10 protein-coding genes are annotated in these 16,254 nt (G+C 41.8%); all 10 read right to left on the bottom strand.

Translation table 11 applies throughout. From position 1 onward, the window contains the following. Positions 1 to 5: 5 nt before the first annotated feature. The 10 genes from NSQ36_RS03470 to NSQ36_RS03425 all read right to left on the bottom strand — a co-directional run bounded on the left by NSQ36_RS03470 (position 6) and on the right by NSQ36_RS03425 (position 16,165). Positions 6 to 863 carry a 3-hydroxyacyl-CoA dehydrogenase family protein gene (locus tag NSQ36_RS03470; RefSeq protein WP_137055436.1) on the bottom strand — a complete coding sequence of 286 codons (858 nt, stop codon included), beginning with the start codon at positions 861 to 863 and terminating at the stop codon, positions 6 to 8. After that, positions 860 to 1,570 carry an alpha/beta fold hydrolase gene (locus tag NSQ36_RS03465; RefSeq protein WP_050945731.1) on the bottom strand — a complete coding sequence of 237 codons (711 nt, stop codon included), beginning with the start codon at positions 1,568 to 1,570 and terminating at the stop codon, positions 860 to 862. The genes NSQ36_RS03470 and NSQ36_RS03465 overlap by 4 nt, the downstream gene beginning before the upstream one ends. Beyond that, entirely contained in the window at positions 1,567 to 2,547 is a 981-nt protein-coding gene (locus NSQ36_RS03460; RefSeq protein WP_050945730.1) for a C39 family peptidase, read from the bottom strand. The genes NSQ36_RS03465 and NSQ36_RS03460 overlap by 4 nt, the downstream gene beginning before the upstream one ends. Next, positions 2,510 to 4,051 carry a serine hydrolase domain-containing protein gene (locus tag NSQ36_RS03455; protein ID WP_339206779.1) on the bottom strand — a complete coding sequence of 514 codons (1,542 nt, stop codon included), beginning with the start codon at positions 4,049 to 4,051 and terminating at the stop codon, positions 2,510 to 2,512. The genes NSQ36_RS03460 and NSQ36_RS03455 overlap by 38 nt, the downstream gene beginning before the upstream one ends. Beyond that, positions 4,048 to 8,514 carry an amino acid adenylation domain-containing protein gene (locus NSQ36_RS03450; protein ID WP_339206777.1) on the bottom strand — a complete coding sequence of 1,489 codons (4,467 nt, stop codon included), beginning with the start codon at positions 8,512 to 8,514 and terminating at the stop codon, positions 4,048 to 4,050. The genes NSQ36_RS03455 and NSQ36_RS03450 overlap by 4 nt, the downstream gene beginning before the upstream one ends. Positions 8,515 to 8,605: 91 nt before the next feature. Next, on the bottom strand, positions 8,606 to 9,805 hold the full coding sequence (locus tag NSQ36_RS03445; protein ID WP_034620241.1) for an MFS transporter: 1,200 nt from the start codon (positions 9,803 to 9,805) through the stop codon (positions 8,606 to 8,608). Between the two features lie 133 nt (positions 9,806 to 9,938). Continuing rightward, a complete protein-coding gene (locus NSQ36_RS03440) occupies positions 9,939 to 11,099 on the bottom strand; it encodes a CamS family sex pheromone protein (RefSeq protein WP_223251227.1) in 1,161 nt (386 codons plus the stop codon). Positions 11,100 to 11,141: 42 nt separating this feature from the next. After that, positions 11,142 to 13,148: an NAD-dependent DNA ligase LigA gene (gene ligA, locus NSQ36_RS03435; protein WP_212046324.1), complete on the bottom strand. Its 2,007-nt coding sequence runs from the start codon at positions 13,146 to 13,148 to the stop codon at positions 11,142 to 11,144. Between the two features lie 44 nt (positions 13,149 to 13,192). Next, positions 13,193 to 15,415, bottom strand: a complete 2,223-nt coding sequence (pcrA, locus tag NSQ36_RS03430; protein ID WP_339206776.1) for a DNA helicase PcrA — start codon at positions 15,413 to 15,415, stop codon at positions 13,193 to 13,195. A gap of 57 nt (positions 15,416 to 15,472) precedes the next feature. After that, complete coding sequence (locus tag NSQ36_RS03425; protein ID WP_041816135.1) at positions 15,473 to 16,165, bottom strand: heptaprenylglyceryl phosphate synthase; 693 nt, start codon at positions 16,163 to 16,165, stop codon at positions 15,473 to 15,475. Positions 16,166 to 16,254: the final 89 nt, after the last annotated feature.

Raw genomic sequence — 16,254 nt, 5'->3', positions numbered from 1 at the left:
TCCTCTCACATGTCATATTGGAAAAAGCCCTTGCCTGATTTTTTGCCGTACTCGCCTGCATCAACCATTTTGACAAGCAGAGGACATGGACGGAACTTCGGATCTTTGTAGCTCTCGTATAAAACAAGCAATGAATTCAAAATCGTATCAAGCCCAATTAAGTCTCCTGTCGCAAGTGGTCCCATTTTATGACCGAAACCTCCGCGGAAAATTTTATCGACATCCGCTGGCGTAGCGACTTGATCTTGCACCGCCCAAATCGCTTCGTTGATTGTCAGCATCAGCACACGATTGGAAACAAATCCCGGAAAATCATGCACCACAACTGGTGTTTTATCAAACGATTTCAAGAAATCTTTTGCCGTTTCCACTGTGTCATCAGAAGTTGCTTTACCTCTAATGACTTCAACTAGCGCTTTAAGAGGAACAGGGTTCATAAAGTGCGCCCCAATGACATTCTCAGGGTGATGCATAAGAGACCCTACCTTTGTGATGGAGATACAGCTTGTGTTTACAAAATAGATGGTTTCTTTCGCACAAATATCTCGTAGCTCTTCATAAATAGGTTTTTTAATCTCCCAATCTTCCGTCACATTTTCGATGACGATATGCGTGTCATGTAGTCCTTCAAGTGAAGTTGACAGCTGGATTTGAGACAATACATCTTCTAAAGACAATGAGATTTTCTTCTTTCTCACAAATTGAACCAATTGATAGGTCTTCTTAATTTTTTCTAGCGCTTCGTTTAACTTTTCTTCTGTGACATCAACTAATGTGACTTGATAGCCATTTGCTGAAAGGTCTAATGCCATATCAGCCCCCATGACACCTGCTCCAATCACGCCTACGTGCTTCGTGTTCATTTCTCCAACACTCCAATTCGCTTTAAAATGACATTGATTTTTTCAACGACTTCATTTGTGAATGAATGAATAAAAAAGTGATCTCCATCGAATTCGAAAAACGCACAATCTTCACTTGTATATTGATCCCAATCGTCTAAATCGAACAGCACAGAAGGCAAATCACGTGTACCATAAAAAATAGAAATTGGACAAGCAGCTGGAACGACTTCATCACATAAATAGGTCTCCAAAAGCTGAAAGTCTGCTCTTAAAATCGGCAGAAAGAAATCAAGCACTGCATGGTTATCAGCAAGTTCCTCAGGAACGCCTCCCATCGCAATGATCGCTTCTTTTAATTTGGAATCTGACAGCTGATGATAGACTTTCTTTTCTGGAATATGTGGCGGGAAGCGCCCAGAATAAAAGACATGAACAGGCTCTCTGTTTAACCTTGTTTTCATTCTTTTTTGTAATTCATATGCAAGGACGGCTCCCATACTATGACCGAAAATGGCATAGGGCTCTCCTTCTTTTAAGGAGGAGGACGCCTGTACATAAAGATCATCTGCGACCTGCTGTAAATCGGTTAGTACAGGCTCTGTCATTCTTGTCCCGTGCCCAGGGAGTTCAAGGGCATGAATTTCTATCGACCGGTCTATATAAGATTTCCACGTACTGAATACGGTACTGGCTCCACCTGCATACGGTAAGCAAAATAACTTCACGACACGCCACACTCCCTTTTGCATTTGATTGCCAACGCTTCCAGCCAGTGTTTTTCATCCTGGATGATCTGTTCTAAAGAAGCTTTGATATTGGCTTGGTACCTACTAGACATCTCACCTGAAAAAAGGAGTTTTGCTGCCTGATGCCTTGCTTTCTCCCATTCTGCTAAAATACGTTCCATCCATCCCACCAGCTCAGGTAGATCGCCTTTGATGAGATTCAGCCGATACAGCTCTACTTTCTTCGTATTGATGATCTGATTGAACGACGCCACGAGCTTCTCGATATCATCCCATTGCGGAAGCTGCTCATAAAATGTTTCAAGAGCTGCGATTCCTTTTTCTATTACGTCTATCTGACCATGCATATTTCTCAGGAAATAAGTCGTTTTTTGATCAAATAACTCAGTCGAGAGCTTGTCCGGATCAAAGTAGAAGGCCGCATAGGAATGAAATTGATCATTCGGCTGAAAATGATCATGAAAGGTGTCATACCCTTTCTGTACATCTTTAAATGACAGCACTTGATGCTCATAAGACAAATTATCTAAATGCCGATTCTCTAATACGTGAAAGATTTGCTGATTTTCATCGAATCCCGTAATTAAAATGGAATGACGGCTATGGGTTGTCAAATACTCTTTTCTACCTCGCTGAACGTAAGGGTCTACCCATACAATTACCGGGCGGTCACACGTCACATCTTGCTTGACCTTTTCAATGAGGTTGGGACAATACGTCATTTTTTCTACTTGAATGCCTTGTAAATTCATAATCTTTTCTGGATCGTGTGCCGACATCCAGTCAATCTGCAGCAAGCCGTGCTCTGTAAGCCCGTAGGCAAATTGATCATTTAATAAGTATGGAGAAACTTCTTGATCATGCAGCTTCACAATTGGAAAAAAGCAATTGAAAAAACAGCTGCGATAAAACAAATCATTATAAGGATGAATGCCCGAAATCTGTTTGACGGTCATCTTTTTTTCCTCTCTTTCCAGCAGGAGATGTCACCATAAATCCTTTGATGAAACCAATCGTACAAAACCAAATGAAAAACAAATAATAAGAAATCGCTAATTCAATGAGAGAGGAAGGTCCCCATACAAAAGTCATTTTCCAAGGCAGCCCATTAAAGGCTAGCTGCGCAACAATGATTGGCAGGATCAATATCCCAATTAGCAGTAGCACCCAGCCGCTACTTTTCAGCCAGACGCGAAGTGACATGTCCCTGCGAACGAAAGCGCCGTTTCTTACACGCTTTTTCCACTTGATAAAACGAACGATAGACACTATTTGCAGCAAAATAAAAAGACATGTGGCACCAAGACTCAACTGATCAATGAGCTGAAAAGGGTCCATTGATGACTCTACTTCCTCATTTGTACCCGTGATCGTTTTGGCAATAAGACGTACCGTTTGCTCTGTGTAGCTGCTATTCATATTTGCTAACACTCCGATCGCAACCTCTTCTTTTGGCTGGATCAGAAAAAATGATGAATAGTTAGGGTTAGAGCCCGCATGAAAAAGCGAGTCTACCTGCTCATGTGCCTTTTCTATATACCAGCCGGCATTGTAATAGACATGCTTCCCTTCTTCTGGGACATTCACAGTTAAGTGATCAGGATTTTTTACAAAGCGAGACCAAGTTGAATCGGTCAATTGATATTGCAGCCAAGTCCCCACATCCTGACTATTCATCACAATATAGCCTGCCGGAGTGTTGCCTCGATATTCTGGTGCTTTATAAGCATGCGGAGCAAGGAATTGCAATTTAAACCCTTCTGAGACAGCGCCGGATTTCATCCGTTTTAGCCCAGCCTCCGTTTGGTCAAGATGATGCCTTTTAAACAGTCCTTTCATATAAGCCTCATACGATGTTCCTGTTACATTTTCAATGATGAGACCAAGGACATCATAGTTGATGGTCGCATATTCAAAGGAACTGCCTGGCTTACGATTAAGCTCGATTGATTTCAGCTGATCAACTGTTTTTTTCAACGCATCCTTTGTAGTATCTGGCTGGATAAGCGCAATGGATTGAAAGGGAATGCCGCTTGTGTGATGCATTAATTGCTCCACCGTTAAACGCTGAGGCTTTCCATTGTATGTTGGAAAAAAACCTGGAATATAGCTACTCACCGGATCTTTTAAATGAAGTTTCCCGTGCTTCTCTAACTCCACAATCGCAAGAGCGGTAAACGCCTTTGATGTAGATCCAATTTCAAAGAAAGTGCTGGCTGTCACTTGCTTCTTTTTCTTTCGATCCGCATAACCAAAGCCTTTTTGGTACACCACTTCGTCCTTTTTCACAACCACAACGGACATGCCTGGAATGCGTCCAAGCTCCATCTGTTCCTCTATCACTTGATCAATGGCTTTAGGTGAAATCACTGCTTTTGCATGTGTCCAACCGGCAAAGCTGCTTATCCATAAGACCGCTAATAAAAATGAAATGTAGATAACATGCTGATTTTTCCTCATGTAAATAATGAATCCATTTCTTCAAGAGACATATCCACTGTTTCAAAATCAGACGGTGTAAATTCGATTCCTTCTTTCTCTAAGCAATGCTGTACAAGACGCTCAATTTGCTGCTCTACCGCTTGCAATAGCTGCATCATGTCTGTTTCACACAGCTGTTTATCGCTGAAAGAAAGATGAAAAATCAGCTGACCGCCCTTGATGGTAGCGACCATATCGATGACGGTTGTTAATGGATTATCCAATGACGAATCCATCCCCGATGTAAAGTAAGACATCTCATAATCAGATGATTGTTTCAGCACTTGATCAATTTCACCTAGATAGTTAAAGCGTAATTGCGGCGCTGAATGAGGAGGAAGCTGCTTATTGATGAGTGACAACAGCCCATAGTCTGCACCTTTATTTGGCACTTCACGTATCGTTTCTTTGACAGTTCGTATGTGATCCGAGAGAGATTCAGACACATGAACATTCACAGGATACATGGTGGTGAACCAGCCAAACGTTCTAGATACATCGATCTCATCCTCTACTGCATCCCTGCCATGACCTTCTAATTCCAAAGAAATCTGCTCTTGATTCGTTTGCTGATAACAGGCTTGCGTCAAGGCTGAAATTAACAGTTCATGCGGCTGCGTTTGATACGCTTGATTCGCTTGATTGAGCAATTGATTCGTGAGTTCCACTGATAATGCGTTGGTTAATTTGATTTCGTCTCTGACATATCCCTCATTTGAGGAAACTGGATACAGAGGCTGTATATTTTGCACCGCTTTTTGCCAATAGCTGACCGACTCTTTTACACCCTCTGATACTGCATACTGATTCACCCGCTCGGCAAATGTTTGATAGGAATGGGTTTTAGACGGAAGTACTTCTGCTGTAACCTTCTCTGCATGCAATAATTGAATCAAGTCCTCCACAAGAATTTGCCAAGACATACCATCAGCTAATAGATGATGGGCGGCAAAGATGAGATGTGATTGAGAATCAGTTTGACAAAGCGCAGCCTGAATCAATGGTCCTTGATAAAGATGAGTCCTTTGCTTGATCCGATATCCTACTTCTTGTAACGCTTCTTCCACATTCTCTTCTGACAATGCCGTGAAATCGTGTATCATCAGCGGAATATCTTGAATGTCTTCATCATAATAAAGTGTGTTTGTTGCCTCATGTACTTTTAACCTTAGTCCATCATGGTGAATGACGAGCTCTTTGAGAACATCCTGCACGATGGTTTCATCCATCTTTTTCTTTGAATGAACAATGATGGATTGATGCCAGAAATGTTCATCTTTTAACCGCTGGGACCAGAACCATTCGATAATTGGAATCGATTTCACATCACCCACAGCTTGCTCTTGTGAGATATGTATGACAGGTTCCTGCTGAACGACTTGTGCCATTTCTCTAAAAATGGGATAAGTAAAAAGATCCTTGGTTTTTAAATAGAGTCCTTTGTCTTTTAATTTCGCAATAAATTGAATCGCCTTAATGGAATCTCCGCCAAGCTGATAAAAATGATCAGCCGGTTCGATTGTTTCATGCCCTAAGATGCCTTTTGCTGTATCTAGGATGATCTCTTCAATGTCCGCTGTTTCCTTGGACCACTCAACAGCTGTTTCTTGAGACAGCAATGGATCAGGCAGTGCCGTCCGATTGATTTTTCCGTTTTGAGTGAGCGGGAGCTCGTCTAGTACAACAAAATAGGCAGGTACCATGTAAGCTGGAAGCTGATCTGATAATTTCTTTCTAAGTAAAAAGGACGTCATCTGTTTTTCTTTCAATTCAATATAGGCTGCCAGCTGTTTTTCTCCAGATTCATCGGTTAGATCAATAACCGCTGCTTTATCAACTTCTTCAAGTGCCATCAGTGCAAGTTCAATTTCACCGAGCTCAATCCGGTAGCCTCGCAGCTTGATTTGATGATCAATTCTGCCAATGTAATCAATCTTTCCATCATTTGCTCGTTTGGCAATATCACCTGTTCGATACATGCGGCGACCATTTACAAATGGATTGGGCAGAAAGCGTGATTCCTGCAAATCAGGTCTTTGCCAATACCCTCTGCCAACACCTGCACCTGAAATATAGATTTCTCCTACTGTCCCAGGCAGCACGGCTTGCTGATGCTCATCTAAAAGGTAAATCTCTGTATTGGGCATTGGCACACCAATTGACACAGATGCCCCTTCATCATCTTGATGGAATTGATGAATCATACAGCCAACGGTTGCTTCAGTTGGTCCATATTCATTAAAGATAGATATCCTTCCATCACTTGCCTCTGTGATTCTTTTAGCCAAAGCGGTCGATAATTGTTCTCCGCCCACAATCATCCGTTTCACAACTGATTGAGAAAGTGCAGCATCTGTTAGCAGTGCCATATGAGCTGGTGTCAGCTTGATGACTTTCGCTTTTTGATCAAACAAAATATGTTCTAATAAAAAGCCTGACTGATCCTCTTGACGATAGATTATCACGGTACTGCCAATGACCAATGGCGTATAAATGGATGTCACGGTTAAATCAAACGCAATGGATGAATACAAGGCAAAATGATCATCTGATGAATCAGTATAGTGTGTTTTGGCAGACATGATATAGTTCACTAAGCTTCGGTGCTCAATCATGACTCCCTTTGGCTGTCCTGTAGAGCCAGACGTATAAATCATATATGCGACATCTTCAGCATCTCCAATGAATGGATGTTCCGCATTATACTGAGCGAACTGATCCCACACGTTGTAGATATTGTACGTATCGCCATTAAAATGGTATGCAGATGCGTCATCTGTGAAAAACAGCTTTGCCTGGCTGTCATCCAAAATAAACTGAATACGTTCCTCTGGATACTCAGGATCAATCGGCACATATGCGCCTCCAGCCTTTAAAATCCCCAGCAGCAGCACAATAAGTTCTGGTGAATGATTCATACATACGGCAACAAAGTCATGTCTTTGTAAGCCATGTGTTTGTAGAAAATGCGCCATTTGATTGGTTTTTCTCTCAAGTTCACCGTATGTCATGCTATGAGATCCGTCCTGAAGTGCAATTCGATCAGGAGAAGACGTTGACATGTCTGTGATCAATTCATGGATTTTTTGTTTCTGTGGAAACAGCATGCCTGTGTCGTTCCAGTGATATAGCTCTCGATGTGTCTCGACTTCTGTCATGAGAAGTACGTCTTTTAACAGTTGCTTTGGCTGAGCGAGTATCGTTTCGACAAAGAGAAGCATTCTTTCGTGTAGAAAGTCGATATCTTCATTGCTGTAATCTGAGATCTTGTAATCATATTGAAGCTCGATTTGCCCTTTTTCATCCCATTCTTTCACAGCAACTTGTAAGCCATATGGCTGGAAGCCATTGTAAAGCTCTATGTATTCAACCTTGTATCCTTCCATCTCCTGCACCATATTTGTGCTGTAGGAATTGATATAGATTTGAAAAAGTTGATCATACCCTGCTTTTGCAAGCTCTAAATCTTTGACAAGTGCATCATAGGGATAACGCTGATGCAGGAAGTAAGCCTTATAGCTTTTTTGAACGTCTGTTAAACTTTCTAACAAAGAGAGATGAGGATCGATCTTCATTCGATATGGCATTGTACTAACGGTCATACCGGACGTGGCTTTTTCCTTTTGTCCGGAACGATTGAGAACTGGCGTCCCAATAATAAAATCTTTTTGCTGGTATCTTTTATGCAAGTAGACGAAGAGTCCTAAAGTAAATAAAGAGTTGATTGAACAATGATGGACATCTATAAATTCATAGATTCGTTCTGAGAGTTGTCGATCAAGATAATGGCTTTGCCGATGGCCTTTGATTTGGTCAGTTCCCTGTACCAAATAACTATCAGACACATCAGATAATGCTTCTTTCCAAAATTGCTGATCTTTTTTAAATCTTGGGGAGTTCATATATTTTGATTCTTTATCAATAAATACAGAGTGATTGTCTGCTTCTTGTTCGATAGAGGAGCTGTGGGTAAGAGCAGTGTAAAGCTGGCTAATTTTATCGATGATTACTTTCATCGACCATCCATCTGCTACTGTATGATGGCATTTGATGAAATAACCGGATTGTTGTTCACTGATTTTTAGTACCGCAAATTCGGCGAGAGAGGTTTCTGTTAATTGAAATGGTGTTTTAAAGGCTTTTTCGGCCCATTCTAGCATGTCTTCATGTGTGGAAAACTCATAGGTAGGAATAGGGCTATCGGCGTTTGGATCAACGTATTGAAGCGTTTCACCATCTTTCTCTACTAGCTTGAGACGAAGAGATTCTGTCATCATGATACAAGATGCAATGGCCTGCTTCAGTTTATCGAGATGCAATGGCCCATTGACGAAAATGATACCGCCAATATGATTGATCGGTGTTCCTGGATAAAATGTTTCCATGTTCATCACGCGCCGCTGCGGATGTGTTAATGGCCAATATACTAAACTATTAGTCAATTACGCCACCTCTACTTTTCATATAGTTAACATTTCTACCAACATATTAAATCACATAATGGTATTTTTGTAAATAATTGAGATAAAATGTCTAAATTTGTTCATTTTTTAATCTAGACGCTAGGAAAGCCGACACAGTAAACAGGGCAACGTTTATAAAAAAGACGACTCTTGCCCCAAAGAGATCGGTCATGGTGCTCATAACGAGGATGGACATTCCGTATATAAAAGTTGATAGTGTATGTTGAGCTGATAGTATTTTGGGCAATTCAATTTCACTCAGTGTATCTTGTACATAGGTTCGAATGGAAATACTGCGAAGCTGAAAGGCTGGTCCTAATAAAAAGACAAACAACAAACTCATCCATGCAGAATGATTCAATCCTAAGCAAAGGGTTAGCACAGCCACGATCACCGAACTGTAAAAAATGTGATCAAACAAACGCTGTTCCACATGCTTTGCGAACCGCAACACAAGCAGGCCGCCTAGAATGGTTCCGCCAAAATAGCTTGCGTTAATAAAGCCCCACCATGTTTCAGGCTGATGTAAAACTTCTGTGACATACACAAGGATAATGGCACCAGTCCAAATACTTCTACCGCTCATGGATAGCATTTCTAAAATCGTTAATGTTCGAATAGTTGGTTTTTCATACATGAGCTTCCACCCTGAAAAGACCCTTGTAGCAAATGATTCAGACTGTTGCTCTTGTTTAGCTGCAGCCCCAGTATCAATGATAAAGAGCATAGATATGAGTGACAAACTGTATAAAACAAGTGTCGTCAATAGGAGAAACTGTGGTCCAAGAATGCCAATAAACAGCCCTCCTAATAGCCAGCCTAGTAAAAGGACCATTTGATCAGAAGTTAAGATATAGCTATTTGCTTTTAGTAAAAAGTTCTTTTCTACTAGACGTGGGATCATCGAATTTCGAACTGGAATGGTTCCTCCATCTATCAAAGAAAGGAAAAATACAATGATAAAAAAGAGAGGAATAGTAAAAGTTGATAGTTGTAGAATATAAATGAAAATTAAGCAACCGAAGAAAGCAATTTGACACATTTGTAAATAGATAATGAGTCTTTTTAGCTTAAATTGATACATAAAGAAAGGAATGAGTACCGCTCCAAGTGCTTGTCCAACAAACTGTGAGACAGCCACCATTGAAGCAATCAGTGTAGAATTTGTTAATTGATATGTCAGGATGGTCAATACGAGGACATATAGCGAATCCCCAAAATTAGCTAGGGATTGTCCCCCTAATAAAAAGTAAAATGATTTATTTTTCATAGTGATCTCCATTTTCTCTTCATTATCACCCATAATAATACATTATTTTCTACACTTCTACTTTTTATAACAATATTTTCATAATTTGATACATTATGACTAATTTAAAAAACCGCCAAAAGGCGGTTTTTATTTAGTCATATATATGGACGGTTGGTTCTTTGTCTTCAGCATTTTTCGTGATCAAGGCTTCTTGTTGATCTGAAGATGTGATGTTAATTTCGATATTCGTACTCTTATAGTAATCCATGACTTCACCTGTTAAATATTGCGTGAAGGCTACGACTTCCGTTTTTCCGTAGAACTGCATTGGAATTTCGACTTTCATTTTTTGCAGGTTGCCGTCTTTGTAAAACCCTTTTCCTACGACACCAGTATAATTCGGGAAGTAGTCTTCGACTTTTGTTTTGAAGCGGTCAAATCGCTCGGAATCATCTTTGTAGTTGCCTTTCGCATTATCTGAAGGGAAGAAGACATTCTCCTCTTTGATCGTATCCCAATTGCCGATATCAGCTGAGCCCGCTTTCACATCCGTTTTGGCGATAAAGTTTCCTGGAACGATAGATGATTTTGGTGCTTGCTTATAAAGGGCAATCATGACAGGCACTTTTTGCAGCCCATCCATTTGACGAATTCGTTTGATCACTTGTTCAGCAATTTTTTCGCCTTCTGCCAAAAGTTTCTTTGAATTTTTCGAAGAATCGATCGTCACTTCTTGCTGCGGGTCACCGATATTTTCACGGTAATAATAAACAGAGTTCAGCGCAAGCCCAATGACAACTCCGCCAAGCTGTAAGCTGTTTTTATCTTTTCGAATTAAGTAATTATGCTCTAGCATCGAAGCTAAGTAAATTGGACTACTTTCATTTTTAGACTTTGTTGAACCTGAGTTCGGAAGAGCAGGGTTTAAGCCTAGATTCTTAAAGTCTTTATCTTCTTTTTCTGCCTTTTTCAGATCACTGCCTGTTTTTTTGCGCGCCAGCCAGCCTAGAACGGTGTCCTCATCAAAATGCTGTCCTTCTTGGAAAAGGTAGTCGTTTGTATTAAATGACTCTGTTGCAAGGCGCATGAGTCCTGTTTCAAATTCATCGATGTCCAGGCGTGTGTTGAGACGCTCTGCTGTTAATCCTCTCGCAGCCCCTTGTTTAAACGGCAGCACCATTTTGTAATAGGAGTCAGAGATATTGTACATCGGGATGATGGCTGTTTCCTTCGTTTCATCCGTTTTTTGTGTGACCTCTTCCTCTTCCTTTCCCCCAAAAGGTGCACACGCTGACAATATCAGTGTGAGCATTGTCAGCAGCAATAACAACTTTTTCAATAGAAAACACTCCTCTTATTTCTTTAGCTCCTCGAGCATTTTAGCTTCGTCCCAAATTTCTATATTGAGTTCTTCTGCCTTTGTCAGCTTACTTCCCGCTGCTTCTCCGGCTATGACTAAATCTGTTTTCTTACTCACACTACCTGCCAGTTTACCGCCTAGTGCTTCGATCGCTGCTTTTGCATCGTTTCGAGCCATTTCTTCTAATTTCCCTGTCAGCACAATGGTTTTGCCTGCAAAATAGGAATCACTTTCTTCAACCTTCACCGGTTTTGGTCCTGTGTAGGTCATATTAACCCCAAGCTCTTTTAGTTCATTTAGCAGATTGAGTATTTCTTCTTTCTCAAAGTATGTGACGACAGCATCAGCCATTTTTTCACCGATTTCATCGACTTCGAGTAATTGTTCTTTCGTCGCTTGCTTTAATTGATCGATATCACCGAAATGCATCGCCAAGGTCTTCGCCGCTTTAGAGCCAATAAATCGTATACCGAGTCCAAATAGTAAACGCTCTAGAGAGTTTTCTTTCGATTGCTCAATCGAACGCAGTAAATTGTCGACAGATTTTTCGCCCATTCGCTCAAGCTGAATGAGCTCTTCTTTCGTTAATCGGTAAAGATCAGACACACGAGAGACAAGCTGTTCTTGGAAAAGCTGTGTAATGACCCGCTCGCCAAGCCCATCAATGTTCATTGCATTGCGGGAAACAAAGTGAATGAGTCCCTCACGTATTTGGGCAGGGCATTCTGGATTGATGCAACGCAAAGCCACTTCGCCTTCAATTCTCACCAGCTCACTATGACACTCCGGGCATTCAGTCGGCATGTGAAACGGCTTTTCTTCTCCTGTACGCTGATCGATCAGTACACCTGCGACTTCCGGAATAATATCGCCCGCTTTTTTCACAATCACTTGATCAAAAAGGCGAATATCCTTTTCTTTGATCAAATCTTCATTATGAAGGGAAGCTCGCTGCACTGTCGTTCCTGCTACTTTGACAGGCTCAAGGATCGCCGTTGGTGTGATGACACCTGTACGCCCGACACTTAGTTCAATATCAAGCAGCTTTGTCACCACCTCTTCAGCTGGAAACTTGTACGCAACAGCCCAGCGGGGACTTTTTGCTGTAAAGCCGAGCTCTTCTTGCTGAGCTAACGAATCGACTTTGATCACAATTCCATCGATTTCATATGAAAAGTCGGCACGCTTCGTTTTTAGTGTTTCAATGAGCTCAATCACTTCCTCAATCGTTTGGCACATCCGTCTTTCTTTGTTTGTTTTAAAGCCAAGTTCGTCGAGAAGATCAAGTCCTTCGCTTTGCGATTCAACACCAATTTCATCAAGCTCCGCTATACTGTAGACGAAGATATCAAGGTTTCGTTTCGCCGCAATTTTCGTATCAAGCTGACGAAGCGAGCCTGCCGCCGCATTACGCGGGTTCGCAAACGGCTCTTCTTCGTTTTGTAATCTTTTTTCGTTTAATGCTTCAAAAGAAGGTTTTGGCATAAATGCCTCGCCTCTCACTTCAATTGACAAAGGACGTTTGATTTTGAGCGGGATGGATCGAATGGTTTTGAGGTTTTCTGTAATATCCTCACCCGTTGTCCCATCTCCACGTGTGGCACCTCGGACAAACAGGCCATTTTCATAACGGAGAGAAACAGCGAGTCCGTCAATTTTCAGCTCGACATTGTATGCAATATCGTCACCGACTGCTTGACGAACCCTGCGGTCAAAATCAAGAAGGTCCTGTTCATTAAACGCATTCCCGAGGCTGAGCATCGGTGTGCCGTGGCGCACTTTTTGGAAGGCGTCTAACACAGCGCCTCCGACTCTTTGTGAGGGAGAATCCGCTGCTTTTAAATCAGGGTGCTCTTCCTCTAAAGAGATCAGCTCACGCATCCGCGCATCATATTCAGCGTCAGGAACACTTGGACGATCCAGTGTATGATATTCGTAGTTGTATTGGTTCAAAATCTGGTGCAGTTCCTCGATCCGGCGTTTCGCTGCTTCTTTATCCATCTGCTTCTTCCTTTCAATTCATCCGTTTTATATGTCCTATCGGTTTATTGCTTCTCAATTGGCGCAAATGCTGCGAGAAGACGCTTAATGCCTGTAGGGCTTGGGAAAGCAATATCAAGCTCCGTGCTGTCTCCACTGCCTTTTACGCTCACAACCGTTCCAACGCCCCATTTTTTATGAGCCGCTTTATCGCCCACAGCCCAGCCAATACTTCCGCCGCCTGTGTTTTGAATGGTTTGAGTTTGCGGACGTGAGACAGGTCCCCGTCTTTGTGGTCTTTCTCTAGTTTGGCCAAAAGGTGTTTTCGTTTCTTTTTTCTCATTTAGGTTGTCCAATAAATCGGCTGGTATTTCTCGAATGAATCTTGATTCAAGGTTCATGTTTGTCCGGCCGAAGAGTGTTCTCATCTTGGCACTTGATAAATAAAGCTCTTCTTCCGCCCGTGTGATGCCTACATAAGCAAGGCGGCGCTCTTCTTCCATCTCTGCATCTTCCATTAATGAGCGGCTGTGCGGGAAGACACCTTCCTCCATGCCCATTAAGAAGACAACCGGGAATTCTAGACCTTTTGCGGCGTGAAGCGTCATTAAAATGACCGCATCTTGATCTTCTTCCTCATTCTCATCCAGCTTATCAATGTCTGCGACAAGAGCGAGATCTGTCAGGAAGGTCACAAGGGACTTGTCTTCATTTTGTTCTTCAAAGTTCTTAGTCACAGAGAGAAACTCATCAATATTTTCTAGACGGCTTTGTGCCTCAATCGTTTTTTCAACCTTTAGTGCCTCTCGGTAGCCTGTTTTCTCTAAAATTTCTTCTGTTAGTTCTGTGACAGATAAATAATCCTGCATATTTGTCAATTGATCGATGAGCTGTTTGAACTCATCAAGCGCATTGGCTGCCCTTGCACTGAGTCCAATGAAATCTACCTGACCAAGCGCTTCAAACATAGACAGGTCATTCATCTCCGCGTATGCTGCGATTTTATCAACAGATGTCGCACCGATTCCGCGCTTTGGTACGTTCACAATTCGTGCAAAGCTAATGTCGTCATCTGGGTTAGCTACTAGGCGTAAGTACGCCAAAATGTCCTTGATCTCTTTTCTGTCATAGAACTTTGTGCCGCCGACAATGTTGTATTGAATGTTTGACTTCAATAATGTTTCCTCTATGACACGAGACTGGGCATTGGTTCGATAAAGAATCGCAAAATCGGATAATTTACGCTTACCGCTCTGATAAAGCTGATGAATCTTTCCAGCAACAAATTGACCCTCGCCGAATTCATTATCTGCACGGTAATAGGCAATCTTCGCCCCTTCATCATTTTCTGTCCAAAGGTTTTTCGGCTTACGGTTTGAATTGTTTTGAATCACCGTGTTTGCGGCATTCAGTATACGTTTCGTCGATCTGTAATTTTGCTCAAGCAGAATCACTTCACTGGATGGATAATCTTTTTCAAAGGAGAGAATGTTTGTAATATCCGCTCCGCGCCAGCGGTAGATGGACTGATCCGAGTCACCGACCACACATATATTTTGAAAACGCTGAGCAAGCAGTTTCACAAGCATGTACTGCGCTCTGTTCGTATCCTGATACTCATCGACATGAATGTATTGAAATTTTCGCTGATAGTGTTCTAATACTTCAGGGATGCGCTCAAACAGACGAATCGTCATCATAATAAGATCATCAAAATCGAGTGATTGGTTCTTAAGTAATCGCTTTTGGTAATCTGTGTAGACGTCGCTAACAACTTGATCATAGAAATCACTGGCTGTTTTGGCGTATTCCTCTGCGTCAATGAGTTCGTTTTTTGCACTGCTGATTGATCCTAAAATGCTGCGAGGATCGAACTTTTTAGGATCGATATTTCGTTCTTTTAAAATGTTTTTAATGACTGAAAGCTGATCAGATGTGTCTAATATAGAGAAGTTGCGATTTACACCAATACGGTCAATATCGCGTCGTAAAATACGCACACACATGCTGTGGAACGTAGAGATCCAAATGTCATCCGCACCAGGTCCTAAAATGGCTTGGACACGCTCACGCATTTCACGTGCTGCTTTATTTGTAAACGTAATCGCTAAAATGTTCCACGGAGCCACATGCTTTTCTGCCATTAAGTAGGCAATTCGGTGTGTGAGCACCCGCGTTTTCCCGCTTCCTGCTCCTGCCATCAAGAGTAGCGGACCGTCTGTTGCTTTGACCGCTTCTTTTTGCGCGTCATTTAGCCCTTCTAATAGATGATTCGATATTTCATTCATTCCATTCACCGCCAATTCGAACTTATGTTCTATTTTAACCCTTTTCGTCTTGTTTGACTATGATGACTTTTTGACTGCGCTCACTGTCTTTAATGCTTCTTTGAAATTGTCATAAATGACGTTTCCTACAACAACCACGTCCGCATGCTGCGCAAAATCTTCCGCCTGCTTTGCGTTTTCAATGCCCCCGCCATAAAAAAGAACCGTATCAGAAAGCACTGCTTTCGTTTCTTTCACAAGCTCTATATCTCCAAGCGTTCCGCTGTATTCTAGATAAAAAATGGGCAGCTTCATCAAATGCTCTGCCACTCTTGCATATGCTCTTACGTCATCGATGTCCAGTGCTGTATTTGCCTCTGTGAGCTTGGCCGCTTTACACTCTTCATTTAAAATAACATAGCCTTCAGGCACGATCTCTTCCATCGACATCAAATCACCGAATTCCTTCATCGCATCCTTGTGAAGCCCAACAATCCAATCAGGATGAGAACTGTTTAAGACGGTCGGGATGAAATACAGATCGAAGCCCGGCACAATCATTTCATGTGTTGAGATTTCGAGTACACATGGCACAAGAAACCGGCGGACCTTTGACATCAATTGAAGCACGTTGTCCTCTGTCACATTGTCACTGCCGCCAATCAATATAGCATCCGTACCAGATTCGCAAATTGCCTCTAGCTGTTCATCGGATATTTCTTTATTTGGATCGAGTTTAAAGACATGCTTCCACTCGGTAACATCATACATGAAAAACGTTCCTCCATTCGTTTCATTCCATTTAAATATTATAACAAAATCAGTGACCGCAAAAAATGGGTAACCTCCTTCAGCTAAAA

Source organism: Bacillus sp. FSL W8-1143 (genome assembly GCF_037965155.1).
Taxonomy (GTDB): Bacteria; Bacillota; Bacilli; order Bacillales; family Bacillaceae; genus Bacillus; species Bacillus pumilus.
Note: the sequence above shows the minus strand (reverse complement) of the source record. Positions and strands in the feature narration are given on the sequence as shown.